The organism is Arthrobacter sp. GMC3, assembly GCF_002929305.1.
Classification (GTDB): Bacteria; Actinomycetota; Actinomycetes; order Actinomycetales; family Micrococcaceae; genus Specibacter.
The window spans coordinates 136528-152764 of the sequence record NZ_PJIO01000002.1; the positions used below are offsets into that span (position 1 = coordinate 136528).

Genomic DNA, 16237 nt, shown 5'->3' on the forward strand with positions numbered 1-16237 from the left:
GGACCCCCTCGTTCCGGACCATTCGCCGGTTCTTCCCGGGCGGCTGCCGGTTCGTCAAGTCTTAGGGGCACTGGGCCCGGCGTCAAGGGGATGGGCGTGCTTGGCCGCGGCGTCAACGGCGACGCGCGCCCGATCATACGGGGGTGATATTTCCCAGGTGCAATGCTTTCGTTGCTGCCTTGTCGATGCTGACATGGTGCTTTCGCTCCGGTTCCATTGCGCTGGAATCACCGTTCAGTGCCCCCAGCAGGGCGTTGATGGGCATCAGCATAAACAACACCACCCGCAGGAACATCAGCCAGCCGTTGCGCCAAAACCCCGGTGCTGACCCGTCACGAAGTTTCACCAGCCGGGTACCGGCCACCAAGGTACCTAGGGTGTTGCCGCCGATGCAGAAGAAACCATAAAGCCAAGGAAAGAAGAACCAGCTCAAAATGCCCACTGTCACGCCCGTTCCGGCGCTATAGGAAGGCATTCCGGCGAGCACTCCAGCGACGGCGGAAAACAGCAGAACAATGCTGACGTCAATGGCCCAGGCAGCAACTACGCTGCGGTCCCTTGCCCGCACTCCCCAGCTGCCGTCGCGGAATCGGGCAGTGCGCTCGCCGCTCCAGGAGCCGATGCCGGCGTCGGCGGGTTGGGCCCCAGAGGCGGCCTGCAGGTTATTCATAGGAGTCCTTTTTCAACGATGGTGACCACGGCGGCAAGTGCAGTGGCAGCCGAGACCGGTGTGAGATCCAGCTGGGCGGCCGGCCTGCTACTTGGCGAGCAGTGAGGAGTCCTCCACGGGAAGGATCCCCTTGGCAACGCCGGACTCCAGGTCGAGGGCCACGTAGCTGGGTGTGTAGTCGGCATTTCCGTCGAAAAGGCTGGCAACAACGATCACAATGTACAGCGGCAGGAACGACCACAGGATGGCCCGCCAGCCGCCAACCCACGGCCCTGAACGGGACCCGTCTTTGATCCGCACGCTGCGCATGCGTGCGGCACGGTCACCGAAAAGTCCCCAGGTGCCCCAAATCATGCCGTAGACGTACAGGGCGGGGAACCAGAACAAGCCCATCATGAAAATGAAGAAATCGTTATCGTAGCCCAACTCCCACATGGAAGAGCTGTTCTGCATGGCCCAACGGACGGGGATGGCGAGCAGCGACAACAGACCAAACGCGGCCAGGAATACTCCACCGTCAAGGACGCGACCCCAAAAATGGCGTTTGCCAGTGGCCCGGACGTAGAAGTTACCGGTCATGGTGAACTGGCGCACGGGGCGGCCCGTGGTGGCGTCGACCAGGCGTGTGGGCCCGTCAAATTTGGATTTCTTGGTCACGAATACCTCAAGAGGGAGAGAACTGCGGCGCAGGGAACCGAACGGTTCTCGATGCCGGTCCAGTGTAGGCAGAACGGGTGTCTTGCCGCGATGGGGACAACTACCCGCAGACGACAAAAGCGGCGCCCCCACACAAGGGAGCGCCGCCGTCGTTGTCTAATTGTTGGGCCCACAAACCGATGTGCTGGGCCCACGCGCCCAGAGTTCCCTCGCGAACTTGCGAGCGGAGGGAGGGCGTGGGGACTAGTGGCCTTCGGCCCCGAAGCGCTTGATGGAGGCTTCCAACTCTGCCTCGGCAGCTGCGCGGTCGGCCCAGCCTTCAGCCTTGACCCACTTGCCGGGCTCCAGGTCCTTGTAACGGGTGAAGAAGTGCTCGATCTCCTTGACCAGGTACTCGTCAACGTCGGAGAGTTCCTGAATGTGGTCGAAGCGCTTGTCGTCAACAACACACAAAACCTTGGCGTCTCCGCCGGACTCATCTGTCATGTTGAACACAGCGATGGGACGGGCGTCAACCACAACGCCGGGGTGCAGATCGTAATCCTGCAGCAGAACCAATGCGTCCAGGGGATCGCCATCTTCGCCGAGTGTGTTGTCGAAGAAGCCGTAGTGTGTGGGGTACTGCATAGAGGTGAACAGGACGCGGTCCAGGCGGACGCGGCCGGTTTCGTGGTCAACCTCGTATTTGACACGTGATCCGCGGGGGATCTCGATGGTGACGTCGTGCTTCATCTGGTGCTCCTCATCTTGTTAGCGGCGCGGTCCGGGCAGGCCGGCGGCGCAAATTCCGTCTACTATGAGGATATAGGCGCTTTTGTTGCGCTAAAAACCCACCCGCGTCATCCGTTGCGGGGAATGACCTGCCCCAGAGCGATTAATCCGCCGGGCCCCGCCGCGTAAGGAACCGCCAGAACTATGGGACGCACGTCGAAAGTTGTGACGAGCGGCTTGCTTATTTTGGCCCTTGCCGCGGTCTCTGTGCCCGCCGGGATGAACCTGGTACCGGCCCTGCTACCCAAGGACCCTGCCGCGGTGGCCATCACGCCCGCGGCTCAGCTCCCCCCGGCAACGCTTGGCTCCATCACCGGTGTTTCCCCGCTTCCCGCTGATGCCCCCTTGCCCAATTCAGCTGACCTTGCTGCGGCACTTGATCAGGCCCTGTCGGCCGACGGCGTAGGTCAGTTCAGCGCCTATGTCGCCGATGCCAGCACAGGAAAATCCCTCTACTCCAATGATGGGGACGATCCCCGAATCCCGGCGTCAAACCTGAAATTGCTTACCGCTTTGGCAGCGTTGAAATCCCTGGGTGCCGGCACCCGCATGACGACGTCGGTGATGCCCGGCACCACACCCAACTCGCTGATTCTCCGCGGCGGCGGCGACGCCATGTTGGCCACCGGCACAAGCGACCCCTCCGCCGTCATGGGCCACGCCGGCCTGGCCACGTTGGCCAAGGAAACCGCGGCAGCCCTTGCCAAAGCAGGCGTCAGCGGACCAATCACGCTCAGCGTTGATGATTCCCTCTTCACCGGGCCCGCCCTGAACCCGAACTGGGCCGACGGCGATGTGGCCTCCGGTCAGATCGCGCCAATCTATCCCCTGGCCTTGTATGCCGCACGGAGTGGCCCATCCGTCATGACCGGACCGCGCCCTGAGGATTCCGCCATGACAGTGACGGAGGCTTTTGCCGCAGCACTGGAAGCTGCCGGCATCCCCGTTTCGGGACAGATTGCCCGGGCTAAAGCCCCAGAAGGCGCACCCTTGGCGTCGATTAGTTCCGCAACCGTTGCTGAACAAGTGCAGTATTTCCTGGTGGAATCGGATAACTACCTGGCCGAGGTCATGGCGCGGTTGGTGGCGTCCAAGCAGCACCAAGAAGCCAGCAATACTGGCGCCGTAAAGGCCGTCCGGGAAGTAGTCACCGGACTCGGATTGTCCTTGGACGGCGTCGCTACGACGGACAACTGCGGTTTGGCCCTCGGGAATCTGATCAGTGCCAAAACGTTGAGCCAAACCATCTCTTTGATGCTGGCACAGTCCGGATCGGACGTGGGGCAGGCCCTGGCCGGACTGCCCATCGCAGGGTTGAGTGGCACCCTGGGGGGCCGCTTCTCCGGCGGAGACAGCCTGTCCGTGGCCGGCCTGGTCCGGGCGAAGACAGGAACACTTTTCGAGGTGTCGGCGCTCACCGGTTACGTGATCAACGCCCAGGGCCGCGTGCTGGTCTTTTCCATCATCGGCAACGGCCTGACCGCAGGCCCGGCGTCTGCCACCCCCATCATCGACGCGGCAGCGACGATCCTCGCCAAAAGCTAAATTCGCGGCGACGGCCACAAGTCGCCACGGCGGCGTATCTTTCCCGGGGACTTCACGAGTTGCCGCCGTCTTCGAGCCGAAAGTGAAGGCACCGGCTCTGTTGCTCGGCTAGTCATGACGAGAGCTGTCAGCTAAATATGATCTGATGGTTCTCATGAGCCCGCAGCCTAGCGCCCCCGCCCCCACAGCAACCCCCGCCAGCATGGTGAATTGGGCACTGGCGGCCAAAACCGCGGCCGCAATCGCCCCGGCCGGACCGCCCATGCGAAGCAGGGAAATCGCTCAGGCAGTGGAAAACCTGCATCTGATGGCCGACAAATCCGTGCCCCATGTGCATGAAATCAGCAAGCTTGAGGCCGCCCGGGACCTGCGCGATTCCGAGGTTCTGGTGGTCGATCGGGCCTCGTGGGCCAAGGCGAACACGCAGAGCTTCGCCGTCATGATGGACCCGATCATGAGCGCACTCGCCGCCAAGCAGGCCGAGAAAAGCAAGGGCACACCAGCGGGGACAGGAAATTTCAGTGCAACCGTCACGGGCGCTCAATTAGGCACCGTGCTGGCTTTCCTCTCCAGCAAGGTCCTGGGACAGTATGATCCCTTCGCTGCCCTGGCCGCCCCCACCATCACTGAAAACTCGGCGGGAACGCACCAGGCCTCCGGTGGACGGCTCCTGCTTGTGGCGCCAAATATCATCACCGTGGAACGCGATTTGAAGGTCGACCCGGACGATTTCCGTCTCTGGGTCTGCCTGCACGAACAGACCCACCGCGTGCAATTTGCGGCCGCGCCATGGCTGCGCCACCATATGCTCGCCGAGATTGAAAAACTGGGCGGCCTGCTGGTGGGCGATTCCGACAACCTCGGCGAGCGTCTGATGACGGCCGTCAAGCAAATGGGTGCCAAAAAGGTACCCGTGGAACCGGCCGCGGCCCCCAGCCGGGGCGGCGTGCTAGACCTGCTGCAAGACCCGGAGCAGAAAGCGGCGCTTTCACATGTCACAGCGGTCATGAGCTTGCTCGAGGGCCACGCCAATGTGGTCATGGACGGGGTTGACGCGCGAATTGTGCCCTCCGTCCGCACCATTCGCCAACGCTTCAACAGCCGCGGCAAGGATCGCTCAGCCATGGAAAAATTCATCAGAAACTTGCTGGGCCTCGATGCAAAAATGCGCCAATACAGCGACGGCGCAAAATTTGTTCGCGAAACCGTGTCAATGGTTGGCATGGACGGTTTCAACAACGTGTGGACGCAGGCGGAAAACCTGCCCACGGAACCCGAAATCCACAACGCCCGCCTCTGGGTCGAACGGATGGGTCTCTAAGCCATGGCAACACCAACTCCCGCCCCGAACACGCAGACCAATCGCGCCCGCGGACGTCTTGACCCCACAGTGGGCAAGGCCCGCACCATGGTCGCGGCCCTGCTGGGCCTGACCACCACGGGCAAGCACCGCCCCGTGGCTGAGCCGCCCTTGGTGTTGGTGGGTTGCAGTGGCGGCCCTGACTCGTTGGCGTTGGCAGCCGTTGCGGCGTTCTTTGCAAGCCGCGGTGAGATTCGGGTAGGCGCCGTGGTGGTTGATCACCAGATGCAGCCCGGCAGTGCCGAGGTCGCGGAAAACACCGCAGCAAAGCTGCGTCAGCTGGGCCTTGACCCCGTGCAGGTGCGCACCGTGGAACTGGAGAACGACGGCGTCGGCCCGGAAGCAGCCGCACGCGCGGCACGCTTTGGCGCCCTCGACGTCGCGGCCCGCGAGCTTGGAGCCCAGACAGTATTGCTGGGCCACACCCTCGATGACCAGGCCGAATCGGTGCTGCTGGGACTGGCCCGGGGCTCCGGGACCAAGTCACTTGCCGGCATGCGCCCGCGCCGTGGACTGTACGCCCGGCCCTTTCTGGGGCTTCGCCGGTCTGAGACATTGGCCATATGTGAGGCGTTGAATCTGGACCCGTGGCATGATCCTGCCAACACTGACCCGGCATATTTGCGGGTCCGGGTCAGGCACAATGTGCTGCCATTTTTGAGTGCCGAATTGGGCCCCGGTGTCACCGAATCATTGGCCAGGTCCGCGACCATCCTTGGCCACGACGCGGACTTTCTGGACGACTTGGCGCAGAGAGAATTTGAGCGGATCGCACAGATTATCCCCGGCACTGACACGCTTCCGGGCGAGGTTCGGCTCGGCGAGGAGGCGCTAAGGCAATTGGCGCCGGCCCTGCTCATGCGCGTGCTGGCGCGTGCCGTCGTCGTACTTGGCGGGTATCAGCCCAGCTACGAACGGCTGGCCTCGGCCCAGGTCTTGTTGGAACGCAAGGGCTCCGCCGGGCCGGTGCAAATGGCCGGAAAAGTCAGCGCCTACCGAATTTCACGTAGCCAAAGCGTTCCCCAAGACGGCCCGGGCTATGGGAAGCTAGTCTTTAGACGCAGCGACACAGCGTTGCAGCAGCAGTAAATCAGTCATAAGTCCTTCACAATCAGGAGCCGTTGGTGGATTCACAAGACGTCCAAGCCGATCTCAAGCACGTTCTTTACACCAAAGAACAAATCCAAACGCGGGTAGCCGAACTGGCCGCGGAAATTGATGCAGATTACGCCGGCCGCGACGTCCTGCTGGTGGGCGTGCTCAAGGGTGCCGTCATGATCATGGCCGACCTTTCCCGGGCCCTGCACAGCCACGTCACCATGGACTGGATGGCGGTGTCCTCCTACGGATCCGGCACGCAGTCATCGGGCGTGGTACGTATCCTGAAGGACCTCGAAACTGACCTCATGGGCAAGCACGTGCTCATCGTCGAGGACATCATCGACTCCGGCCTGACCCTGTCCTGGCTCAAGGCCAACCTGATCTCCCGCGGCCCCGCCTCGGTGGAAATCTGCACCCTGCTGCGCAAGCCGGATGCTGCCAAGGTTGAGATCGACGTCAAGTACGTTGGCTACGAGATCCCCAGCGAGTTCGTGGTCGGTTACGGCCTGGACTTCGCCGAGAAGTACCGCAACCTGGACTTCATTGGCACCCTGGCACCGCACATTTACGAGTAAGCCAAGCTATTCCGCGCCCGCTCCCCGCGCTCGCGCCCGTTCTACCGGGTGCGGCAGAGGGGAGCGGGCGCGTTTTTCGCCCTGAGACGGCAAAAAGCCGTTCTGCCCTCAGGGAACTATTTGAGGTTCCCGTGCGTGTTGCACTAGGAACGGTGTAAAGCTAGTAGCGCGGACTCGTGTCCGCGCGGGTGGCAGTGCCACGGATGTCGTGAAAAAATATTGGTTGAGCGGGAGGGACGGGGCCTGGCCCCGAACACATGAAAGTCAAAAAACTCGTCAAGGGTCCATTCATCTGGATCATTGTGGTGGTTGTGCTCATTGGTGCGGCCCTAGCCACACTGGGCGGCGGCGGTCCCACCCAGATCAACACCTCCGAGGGCTTGTCCCTGCTCCAAGGTGACAGAGTAGTTTCCGCCAAGGTCTTCGGCTCCGAGGGCCGCGTCGACATGGTCCTGAAGAGTGACTACACGACCGCGTCCGGGACAAAAGCCGGCACCAGCGTGCAGTTCTTCTACGGCGGCTACCGCGCCACCACCTTGCCGGACATCATTGACAACGCCAAGCTGACGTCCTTTGACGACCAGCCGGCTTCGAACAACTTCTGGTCCAGCATGCTCTCGCTGCTGATCCCGTTCGTGCTGATCGGCTTGATCTTCTGGTTCCTGTTCTCGCGTATGCAAGGCGGCGGCTCCAAGGTCATGCAATTTGGCAAGTCCAAGGCCAAGCTCATCACCAAGGACCACCCGCAGGTCACCTTTGCCGATGTTGCCGGTGCCGACGAGGCCGTGGAAGAACTCCACGAAATCAAGGACTTCCTGCAGAACCCCGCCAAGTTCACGGCCGTGGGTGCCAAAATCCCCAAGGGCGTGCTGCTCTACGGCCCTCCCGGCACGGGTAAGACCCTGCTGGCCCGCGCCGTAGCCGGTGAGGCCGGCGTGCCGTTCTACTCAATCTCCGGTTCTGACTTTGTGGAGATGTTCGTGGGTGTGGGTGCCTCCCGTGTCCGCGACCTCTTTGAGCAGGCCAAAACCAACTCCCCGGCCATCATCTTCGTTGACGAGATCGACGCCGTGGGCCGCCACCGCGGTGCGGGCATTGGCGGCGGTAACGACGAGCGCGAGCAGACACTCAACCAGCTGCTCGTGGAAATGGACGGCTTCGACGTCAAGACCAACGTCATCTTGATCGCCGCCACGAACCGCCCCGACGTGCTGGACCCTGCACTCCTGCGCCCCGGCCGTTTCGACCGCCAGATCCCCGTGGAAGCGCCCGACCGTCTGGGACGCGAGCAAATCCTCAAGGTGCACGCCAAGGGCAAGCCCATGGCACCCGGCGTCGACCTTAACGCCGTGGCCAAGAAAACCCCCGGTTACACCGGTGCCGACCTGGCCAACGTCCTCAACGAGGCCGCGCTGCTCACGGCCCGTTCCAACGCACAGCTCATTGATGACCGCGCCCTGGATGAGTCGATCGACCGTGTCATGGCCGGACCGCAGAAGCGCACCCGCGTCATGAAGGAACTCGAGCGCAAGATCACCGCGTACCACGAGGGTGGTCACGCCCTGGTTGCCGCGGCCATGCACAATACGGCCCCGGTCACCAAGATCACCATCCTGCCCCGCGGCCGCGCCCTGGGTTACACCATGGTGGTTCCCGAGGACGATAAGTACTCGATCACCCGTAACGAGCTGTTGGATCAGATGGCTTACGCCATGGGTGGTCGCGTCGCGGAGGAAATCGTGTTCCACGACCCCTCCACCGGCGCCTCCAACGACATTGAGAAGGCCACCGGCACCGCCCGCGCCATGGTCACCCAATACGGCATGAGCGAGCGCATCGGCGCAGTCAAACTCGGCGCAGCCGGTGGCGAGCCCTTCCTGGGCGGCAGCGCCGGACACGACCGCGACTACTCCGAATCACTGGCCGCGATTGTTGACCAGGAAATCCGCAAGCTCATCGAGCAGGCCCACGATGACGCCTACGAGGTGCTCATTGAGAACCGCGACATCCTTGACCGCGTGGCACTTGAACTGCTGGAACGCGAAACCCTGAACCAGAAGGAAATTGCGGAGATCTTCCACGATCTGCGCAAGCCTGCTGAGCGCAAGGTGTGGCTGTCCAAGGACACCCGCCCGGTATCCAACGTTCCTCCCGTTGTCACGGCGAAAGAGCGTCGCGAGGCCCTGGCCGCGGGCGAGCCGGCACCGGACACCGTGTCTCCGCAGGACCAGCTGGCCAGCGCCCGTCTTGATGGTGAAGTGGATGCGCCGTCCAACACGCCCGGTATTAACCTGGGCAAGGACGACACCCCTACGCTGCCCGGGCAGTAGTAATCAAAGATAGGATCACAGCCGTGACTGATTACGACGACGAACTAGACTTTGCGCAGGGCGGCACCACCGGTGCCGCCCCTGCGGGTGACGCCCACCCGGTGGACCTGCCCCGCATTGAGGCAGCTGTCCGGGAAATCCTGCTGGCGATCGGGGAGGATCCCGAACGCAGCGGCCTGCTGGATACCCCCAAACGGGTGGCCAAGGCGTATGCGGAGGTCTTTTCCGGCATCCACCAGGACCCTGCCGAGATTTTGGGCACCACCTTTGACATTGCTCACCAGGAAATGGTGCTCGTCAAAGACATCCCGTTCTACTCAACCTGTGAACACCATCTGGTGCCCTTCCACGGCAGTGCCCATGTGGGTTACATCCCGGGCCTGGACGGCAGGGTTACCGGCCTGAGCAAGCTGGCCCGGTTGGTGGATCTTTTCGCCAAGCGCCCGCAAGTGCAGGAACGGCTGACCACTCAGATCGCTGACGCCCTCGTGGAGCACCTCAAACCTGCCGGTGCGATCGTCGTCGTCGAATGCGAACACATGTGCATGTCCATGCGTGGCGTGCGTAAACCAGGAGCCAAGACCGTCACCAGTGCGGTACGCGGTTCGCTTCACGAGCCCGCAACCCGGGCCGAAGCCATGAGCCTGATTCTCGGAAGGTAACACTAGAAAAATGGATTCCCTCGCAGCCGCACCCGGCACGGGACCGGCCACGTCGCCTTTGCCCGTTCTTCGGGCCTGGACCTCCTTCGCCTCCTTTGCCAGCCTGCCCACCAACCGTGCAGTGGTCATGGGCATCCTGAACTGCACCCCCGATTCCTTTAGCGACGGCGGCGAGTACAACTCCGTTGACACCGCAATCGCGCACGGGCTGCGCATGTACTACGGGGGTGCGGACATCATCGACGTGGGCGGCGAGTCAACCCGTCCCGGCGCCCAGGATGTAGACGAACTCGAGGAACAGCGCCGCATCCTGCCGGTCATTGAAACCCTGGCCAAGGCCGGAGCCCTGGTAAGCGTGGATACCCGCCACGCCTCAACGGCGGCCCTGGCGCTCGACGCCGGTGCCGGGCTGATCAACGACGTCTCCGGCACGCATGTGCACCCCGACATGATCGCCCTGATCGCCGAACGCGGCGTCCCCTACGTGCTCATGCACAGCCGCGGCGACTCCCGTTCCATGGATTCGCTGACCCAGTACGCGGACGTTGTGGAGGACGTGGTGCGTGAATTGAGCGAGGTCCGTGAACGCTTTTACGCCGCCGGGGTGAAGCCCGAACAGCTCATTCTTGACCCGGGCATCGGCTTCTCCAAGAACGCCGAGCAGAACTGGGAACTCCTGGCCAACCTTGACCAGGTGGTCGCCATGGGCAACCGTGTGCTGGTGGGCACCTCCCGCAAACGCTTCCTGGGATCCTTGCTCACCACCGCCGGAAAGGCGGCCGCACCGAAGGAGCGCGACGACGCGACATCGGCCACCACCGCCCTTGCCGCGGCACAAGGAATCTGGGGTGTTCGCGTGCACGACGTCGCCGCCAGCCTTGACGCCGCCAAGGTCGCCGCCCGCCAGTTGCAGGGCAAGGCGAACCGCAGCGCCCGATTGGCAGCCGCAGCCCAGGACGCGCAGTGAACGCTCCGGCCTCCAGCGCCCCAGCACACCCCACCGACACCATCACCCTTTCCGGGATTACGGCCATTGGCTACCACGGTGTTTTCGACTTTGAAAAGCGTGACGGACAACCCTTTGTGGTGGACGCCGTGCTGCACGCGGACCTTACCGCCGCGGCCGCTACGGATGACCTGACGAAGACGGCGCACTATGGCGAGGTTGCCGACACCATCGTGGGCCTGATCCGCGGCGACGCCTTCGACCTGATTGAGACACTCGCCGTGCGGATTGCCGAGGCAATCCTGGCCGAATACGCCGTCGTCGTCGCCGTCGAGGTGACCGTCCACAAGCCCAAGGCGCCCATCCAGGTGCCCTTCGGTGACGTGAGCATCAAGGTTCTGCGCAGCAGGACCGCCGGGAGCGGTGCATGAGCGGCAACCGCCAGCTCACGCGCGCCATCTTGGCGCTGGGAAGCAACCTTGGTGAGCGGCGCGGCACACTTTCGGCCGCCGTCGGCGACCTGGTTGACCGCCCGGAGGTTCGTTTGGTGGATGTTTCCCCTGTCGTTTCCACCAAGGCCGTTGGCGGGCCGCCCGGACAACCGGACTTTTTGAACATGGTCATCGCGGTGGACACCTCCCTTGACCCCTACGAACTTTTGGCGCACTGCCAGAGCGTGGAATTGGCCCACCACAGGGTGCGCGAAGTGCGGTGGGGTGCACGAACCCTGGACGTTGACATCATCACGTACGGAGACGAACAGAGCCAGGACCCCGTGCTGACCTTGCCGCATCCGAGGGCACAGGAACGCGCGTTTGTGCTGTATCCGTGGGCCCTCATGGATCCCAACGCAGTCCTCGCCGGACGCTCGGTAGCCGAACTGGCCGCAGAAGCGGCAGACATGCCGGGGCTTGAGCACGCCGAACTTGAACCATCTGAGTCGGACGGCCCACAAGCCTAGGTCCTGGTAGGGGGACATCCGGGCAGCTGGTTTTCACGGCGCTCGATGGAAAAAACGGCTACGGTTGAACTAGTAGTCCCAACGTCATTTGGTGAGGCAAAAACATGAGGAGCACAATGCGGACCATCCGGCCTGCATGGTTGATTGTTGTTACCGTGGCTGTGGCCGTGGCCGGCTGGGTCGGAACATGGCTGACCTCACGAGCCAGCATGGCCTTGCCTGTCTTGCCGCTGAGCTCACTGATCACCATGGGCCTGATCGTGGTGGTCTGCTGGATCCTCGGATTCAAGGTCCGCCGCTGGCGCGACGGCAAACGGGATAAGATTCTTGACCCGCTGCTGGCAGCCCGAACCGTGGTTCTGGCGCAGGCCTGCGCCTACGCCGGGGCTGTCTTGTTCGGCTGGCATGTGGGCATCCTGGTCAACCAGATCCCCACCATTTCAATGCGCGCCGATCTTGGCGTCATCTGGCAAATGGTTGCCCTGATGGCCGGCGGCTTGTGCATGGTCGCCACAGGCATTGTGGTGGAACGCTTTTGCAAGCTCCCCCCGGAAGACACCGATCCTGGTGCCAAGCCCAAGGAGAAGCGCGAGACGCAAGGGAAGGAAGGCTTTGCCTAAAACCTCATCCGTTCACGGCAGCGCCATTGACCCAGTCGACGTCACCTTTTTGCCGGTCTCCGACAAACTCATGATCGCCCGCTTCATTGAACGCGGACTGACCGGGCTGATCATCCTTGCCATTGGTGCAATCCCGCTTCTCCTGCGCCAAAGCGGCGTGTGGGGCGGCTATCCGGCATGGCTGGCCTGGGGCGTCCCGGCCTTAATTCTGGTGATTGTCCTGTGGGTGCTGGTCCTGGTTCCCCGCCAAGTGCGCGCCATCGGCTACGCCGAACGCAACGAAGACCTGCTGATCCGCCACGGCATCATGTTTCACCGGGTCATGGTGGTCCCCTACGGCCGGATGCAATACGTCGACGTCACCATGGGCCCCCTTGAACGCCTCCTCGGGCTGAGCAGCATCCACCTCCACACAGCCTCACCGGGCACCAACGCCATCATCTTTGGGCTCCCTGCCGCGGAAGCTGGCCGGTTGCGCGAGCAGCTTTCTGCCCGCGGTGAGGCGAAACTGGCCGGGCTGTGAGCGGGCCGCAGCCCCTCCCGGGGAACCTCCCCGGCAGTCTCCCCGGAAAGGGCGACGACGGCACCACCGGGCACTTCCACACGGACGGCGATCAAACCTGGCATCGGGTTCACCCCGTATCGCCCCTTGTCCGCAGCTGGGTCGCCATCGCGGCGGTGCTCTTCATCTTCGGCCGCAACACTCTCGACACGCTGTTCACGCGCGGCCCCAACGGTCCGGCGCTGAGCAATGCCCCGGCCGCGCTCATCCTTGCCGTGGTGGCCAGCGTCGTGTTGGTATTCGGCCTCGCTTTCTTCCTGTCCTGGCGTTTTACCCGCTACCAAGTTACGGACCACCACGTCCATATCAACTCGGGTGTGATCTTCCGCCAGCAACGCCGTGCCCGCATCGACAGGGTCCAGGCCATCGACGTCGTACAGCCCCTGCTGGCACGGGTTTTTGGGCTCGCGGAACTGAAATTTGATGTGGCCGACGGCGGGAAATCGGCGTTCAAGCTCTCCTTCCTCAAGCTTGAGGAGGCCAAGCGGTTGCGGGCGGCCATCCTTGCCAGGGCGGCCGGAGTCGCCGTCGACCCCAATGCGCCCTCGGATGTCGCCGAGGCCCCGGAGACACCCATTTTGGCACTCTCGCCGGCCAGGATCATCGGTTCGGTGATGTTTGGCAGCCTCACCGTCACCACGGTGGTGACACTGGCAGCCGTCACCGCCTTGGCTATTTGGAGTGGAGAGATAGGCGTCTTTTTTGCCTGCATCCCGGTACTGCTTGGCCTTGTGGCTGCCTACTGGAAGGCCATCACGGGGGACTTCAACTTCCGCGTGGCGCTTTCGCCCGACGGGGTGCGGCTACATTACGGCATGCTGGAGACCCGGGCGCAGACGATTCCGCCGGGCAGGGTCCAGGCCGTGGGTATCAGCCAGGGGCCGTTGTGGCGTCCCTTTGGCTGGTATCGCGTCCACGTCAACGTGGCCGGTTACGGGCATGACAACTCCGACCACGGGTCCCGGACAGTCCTGCTGCCCGCCGGCACCATCGATGAAGTCATGGCAGTGCTGGCGTTGGTGTTCCCGGATCCCGGTGTCGAGAATCCCTTCGAGGTATTCGCCGCCGGCCTGCGCGGACCCGCCAACAAACACGGCTTCGTCCACTCGCCACGCTCGGCCATCTGGATTGACCCGCTTGCCTGGCGGTACAACGCCTACCGGGCCACGGCCACCGCGTTACTGTGTCGCCACGGCATCATCTTCCGCCGCCTTCAAGTGGTCCCGCACGAGAGAACCCAATCCATCAGCCTGCGCCAGGGTCCGCTCATGGCAATGCTTGGACTGGTCGATTTTGAGCTCCACTCCACGGTGGGACCCATCCGGCCCGTGGTGCACCACATGGCCCTGGACACCGGACGGCGACTCTTCGACGAACAAGCCACCCGCGCCGCCACCGCGCGCCGCCTGCAGAGGAACGAGCACTGGCTGACCCAGGCGGCTGCTGCCCCTGAACCCGCGGCGGGCGAACTTGCACCGATCGATCAACAACCCATCCTCAAGGAGGAACATCGTGGCGATTAAGCCTGGACGCCTTGGCGTTGGAATCATTGGTGCCGGAAAAGTGGGCGCGGTTTTAGGTGCGGCCCTGCGCGCTGCCGGGCACGCCGTCGTCGGAGTTTCAGCCGTTTCGCAGGAGTCCCTGGACCGGGCCGAATTGTTGCTGCCGGGCGTTCCGGTGTTGGAGATCCCGGACATCGTGGAGCGCTCCGAACTGGTGTTGCTAGCAGTGCCCGACGACGCACTGCCGGACTTGGTTGCGGGGCTGGCAAAGACCGGAGCGTGGCAGGCCGGCCAGCTGGTGGCGCACACTTCCGGGAGGTACGGCGTGTCCGTCCTGGCCCCCGTGAAGGCTGCCGGTGGCATTGCGCTGGCCCTGCATCCCGCCATGACTTTTACCGGGATGAGCCTGGATTTGACCCGCCTGGTGGATTGCACCTTTGGCATTACCGCAGATCCCGCCATGCTGCCCATCGCCCAGGCCCTGGTGGTGGAGATGGGGGCCGAGCCGGTGGTGATCGCCGAGGCCGATCGCGTTCTCTACCACGCAGCTCTGGCTCATTCCGCAAATCACCTTGTCACCATTGTGGCCCAGGCCGCTCAGATTCTCGGCGACATTGGCGTTGAGGCCCCCAACCAGGTATTGGGCCCACTGCTGCGGGCCGCCCTGGAAAATGCCCTGGCGTCGGGAGAGTCTGCGCTGACCGGGCCGGTGGCCCGTGGGGACACCGGAACCGTGCAGGCGCACTCTCAGGCGCTGCGCGAGCACGCCCTCGATACCGGTTCGGCCGATATTGTCGACGCCTATTTGGCGCTTTCTGCGGCGACCGCAGCGCGTGCGGCGCGGCGCGGGAAACTGTCCGCCGAGGCCTACCTGGGAATCCAGGCCGCCCTTTTCGAGGACGACGCCTCCGCCACAGAACCTCTGGGGACCGACCCCGACAGCCTGGAATCCTAGAACTGAAAGTAGCGTTTGAGTATGAGCATCACAGTGGTTTCCACCATTGCAGACCTGAAGGCAATGGCCGCCGCGTTGCTGGCCGAAAAGGCACACAGCCGCAACCCGGGCACGCTGGGGTTGGTGCCCACCATGGGTGCGCTTCACCAGGGTCATGCGGAGCTGGCCAGAACGGCTGTCGCGGAGAACGCCGTGGTGGTGGCCAGCGTTTTCGTCAACCCGCTGCAATTCGGGGACGCCACGGATTTGGCCCGTTACCCGCGCACCTCCGAGGCCGACGCGGCACTGCTTGAGGCAGCGGGGGTGGACATCATGTTTGCCCCTTCGGTGGAGGAGATGTATCCCGACGGCGAGCCCGGCATCCGCGTGACGGCGGGAAAACTCGGCGAGCTCTACGAGGGCGCCTCGCGGCCCGGCCATTTCGACGGCGCCCTGACAGTGGTGTCGAAACTCCTGCACCTTGGCCGCCCGGACACCGGACTTTCAGCTGCGGACCGTGCGGGACGCCCCGCCTACCGCGCCTACTTCGGCCAAAAGGATGCCCAGCAACTGGCGTTGGTGCGGCGTATGGTGGCCGACCTGAATTTCCCGGTGGACATTGTTGCCGTGCCCACGGTTCGGGACACCGACGGCCTCGCCATGTCTAGCCGGAACCGCTTTCTTTCTGCTCGGGAGCGCGAATCCGCCTTGGTGCTCTCCCGTGCGCTGCGCCTGCTGGAACAGCGGGCAGCCGCCCATGCACCCCTTGACATTGCCTCCGTCGAGGCCCTGGTGCGTAGTGCCCCAGGGGTGGATTTGGATTATCTGGAAGTGGTGGACCCGCAAACGTTGGCTGTCCGTGCCGAGAACTGCCAGGACACCCCGTTTACCGGTCAGGCCCTGGCGCTCATTGCCGCAAAGGTGGGCCCGGTCCGGCTCATCGACAACGTACCGCTCGGATAGCCAGCCCGCCTGGCCCGGCGGCCAGGCGGCCAGGCGGCCCGGTATTCCCTCGGCGACTTCCCGATCCTCGGCCGCGGG

Annotated in this window: 17 protein-coding genes; 14 read left to right on the forward strand and 3 right to left on the reverse strand. The window is 63.6% G+C overall.

Annotated features, from left to right (window positions below):
• Positions 1-133: 133 nt before the first annotated feature.
• The 3 genes from CXQ94_RS03910 to CXQ94_RS03920 form a co-directional block, all read right to left on the reverse strand.
• A complete protein-coding gene (locus CXQ94_RS03910) occupies positions 134-670 on the reverse strand; it encodes an RDD family protein (protein WP_104086917.1) in 537 nt (178 codons plus the stop codon).
• Between the two features lie 87 nt (positions 671-757).
• On the reverse strand, positions 758-1327 hold the full coding sequence (locus tag CXQ94_RS03915) for a hypothetical protein (RefSeq protein ID WP_104086918.1): 570 nt from the start codon (positions 1325-1327) through the stop codon (positions 758-760).
• Positions 1328-1570: 243 nt separating this feature from the next.
• Positions 1571-2059, reverse strand: a complete 489-nt coding sequence (locus CXQ94_RS03920; protein WP_104086919.1) for an inorganic diphosphatase — start codon at positions 2057-2059, stop codon at positions 1571-1573.
• Positions 2060-2242: 183 nt separating this feature from the next.
• On the opposite strand from CXQ94_RS03920, the gene dacB reads away from it, so the two are divergent.
• The 14 genes from dacB to panC all read left to right on the forward strand — a co-directional run bounded on the left by dacB (position 2243) and on the right by panC (position 16159).
• Positions 2243-3643: a D-alanyl-D-alanine carboxypeptidase/D-alanyl-D-alanine-endopeptidase gene (dacB, locus tag CXQ94_RS03925; RefSeq protein ID WP_104086920.1), complete on the forward strand. Its 1401-nt coding sequence runs from the start codon at positions 2243-2245 to the stop codon at positions 3641-3643.
• A gap of 145 nt (positions 3644-3788) precedes the next feature.
• Positions 3789-4964 carry a zinc-dependent metalloprotease gene (locus tag CXQ94_RS03930; protein ID WP_104086921.1) on the forward strand — a complete coding sequence of 392 codons (1176 nt, stop codon included), beginning with the start codon at positions 3789-3791 and terminating at the stop codon, positions 4962-4964.
• A gap of 3 nt (positions 4965-4967) precedes the next feature.
• On the forward strand, positions 4968-6092 hold the full coding sequence (tilS, locus tag CXQ94_RS03935; protein WP_181034064.1) for a tRNA lysidine(34) synthetase TilS: 1125 nt from the start codon (positions 4968-4970) through the stop codon (positions 6090-6092).
• 35 nt (positions 6093-6127) lie between these two features.
• Entirely contained in the window at positions 6128-6679 is a 552-nt protein-coding gene (gene hpt / locus CXQ94_RS03940) for a hypoxanthine phosphoribosyltransferase (RefSeq protein WP_104086922.1), read from the forward strand.
• Between the two features lie 257 nt (positions 6680-6936).
• Positions 6937-9009: an ATP-dependent zinc metalloprotease FtsH gene (ftsH, locus tag CXQ94_RS03945; RefSeq protein ID WP_104086923.1), complete on the forward strand. Its 2073-nt coding sequence runs from the start codon at positions 6937-6939 to the stop codon at positions 9007-9009.
• A gap of 101 nt (positions 9010-9110) precedes the next feature.
• On the forward strand, positions 9111-9671 hold the full coding sequence (folE, locus tag CXQ94_RS03950) for a GTP cyclohydrolase I FolE (protein ID WP_104087317.1): 561 nt from the start codon (positions 9111-9113) through the stop codon (positions 9669-9671).
• Between the two features lie 10 nt (positions 9672-9681).
• Positions 9682-10638 carry a dihydropteroate synthase gene (gene folP / locus CXQ94_RS03955; protein ID WP_104086924.1) on the forward strand — a complete coding sequence of 319 codons (957 nt, stop codon included), beginning with the start codon at positions 9682-9684 and terminating at the stop codon, positions 10636-10638.
• Positions 10635-11048: a dihydroneopterin aldolase gene (folB, locus tag CXQ94_RS03960; RefSeq protein WP_104086925.1), complete on the forward strand. Its 414-nt coding sequence runs from the start codon at positions 10635-10637 to the stop codon at positions 11046-11048. The genes folP and folB overlap by 4 nt, the downstream gene beginning before the upstream one ends.
• Positions 11045-11578 (forward strand): 2-amino-4-hydroxy-6-hydroxymethyldihydropteridine diphosphokinase, encoded by a 534-nt coding sequence (folK, locus tag CXQ94_RS03965; protein WP_104086926.1) that lies wholly within the window; start codon positions 11045-11047, stop codon positions 11576-11578. The genes folB and folK overlap by 4 nt, the downstream gene beginning before the upstream one ends.
• Before the next feature lie 116 nt (positions 11579-11694).
• Positions 11695-12198 (forward strand): DUF3180 domain-containing protein, encoded by a 504-nt coding sequence (locus CXQ94_RS03970; protein ID WP_104086927.1) that lies wholly within the window; start codon positions 11695-11697, stop codon positions 12196-12198.
• 70 nt (positions 12199-12268) lie between these two features.
• Positions 12269-12721, forward strand: coding sequence for a PH domain-containing protein (locus CXQ94_RS03975; protein ID WP_104087318.1), 453 nt, complete (start codon positions 12269-12271; stop codon positions 12719-12721).
• Positions 12718-14283: a PH domain-containing protein gene (locus CXQ94_RS03980; protein WP_104086928.1), complete on the forward strand. Its 1566-nt coding sequence runs from the start codon at positions 12718-12720 to the stop codon at positions 14281-14283. Before CXQ94_RS03975 ends, CXQ94_RS03980 begins: the two co-directional genes overlap by 4 nt.
• On the forward strand, positions 14273-15217 hold the full coding sequence (locus CXQ94_RS03985) for a Rossmann-like and DUF2520 domain-containing protein (RefSeq protein WP_258066674.1): 945 nt from the start codon (positions 14273-14275) through the stop codon (positions 15215-15217). Before CXQ94_RS03980 ends, CXQ94_RS03985 begins: the two co-directional genes overlap by 11 nt.
• 21 nt (positions 15218-15238) lie before the next feature.
• Positions 15239-16159, forward strand: coding sequence for a pantoate--beta-alanine ligase (gene panC, locus CXQ94_RS03990; protein ID WP_104086929.1), 921 nt, complete (start codon positions 15239-15241; stop codon positions 16157-16159).
• The last annotated feature ends 78 nt before the right edge of the window (positions 16160-16237 follow it).

Bases quoted from the DNA above. Each gene is read 5' to 3' on its own strand.
- CXQ94_RS03910 (WP_104086917.1), bottom strand. From the start codon at position 670: ATGAATAACCTGCAGGCCGCCTCTGGGGCCCAACCCGCCGACGCCGGC.
- CXQ94_RS03920 (WP_104086919.1), bottom strand. From the start codon at position 2,059: ATGAAGCACGACGTCACCATCGAGATCCCCCGCGGATCACGTGTCAAA.
- dacB (WP_104086920.1), top strand. From the start codon at position 2,243: ATGGGACGCACGTCGAAAGTTGTGACGAGCGGCTTGCTTATTTTGGCC.
- CXQ94_RS03930 (WP_104086921.1), top strand. From the start codon at position 3,789: ATGGTTCTCATGAGCCCGCAGCCTAGCGCCCCCGCCCCCACAGCAACC.
- tilS (WP_181034064.1), top strand. From the start codon at position 4,968: ATGGCAACACCAACTCCCGCCCCGAACACGCAGACCAATCGCGCCCGC.
- ftsH (WP_104086923.1), top strand. From the start codon at position 6,937: ATGAAAGTCAAAAAACTCGTCAAGGGTCCATTCATCTGGATCATTGTG.
- folP (WP_104086924.1), top strand. From the start codon at position 9,682: ATGGATTCCCTCGCAGCCGCACCCGGCACGGGACCGGCCACGTCGCCT.
- folK (WP_104086926.1), top strand. From the start codon at position 11,045: ATGAGCGGCAACCGCCAGCTCACGCGCGCCATCTTGGCGCTGGGAAGC.
- CXQ94_RS03970 (WP_104086927.1), top strand. From the start codon at position 11,695: ATGCGGACCATCCGGCCTGCATGGTTGATTGTTGTTACCGTGGCTGTG.
- CXQ94_RS03975 (WP_104087318.1), top strand. From the start codon at position 12,269: ATGATCGCCCGCTTCATTGAACGCGGACTGACCGGGCTGATCATCCTT.
- panC (WP_104086929.1), top strand. From the start codon at position 15,239: ATGAGCATCACAGTGGTTTCCACCATTGCAGACCTGAAGGCAATGGCC.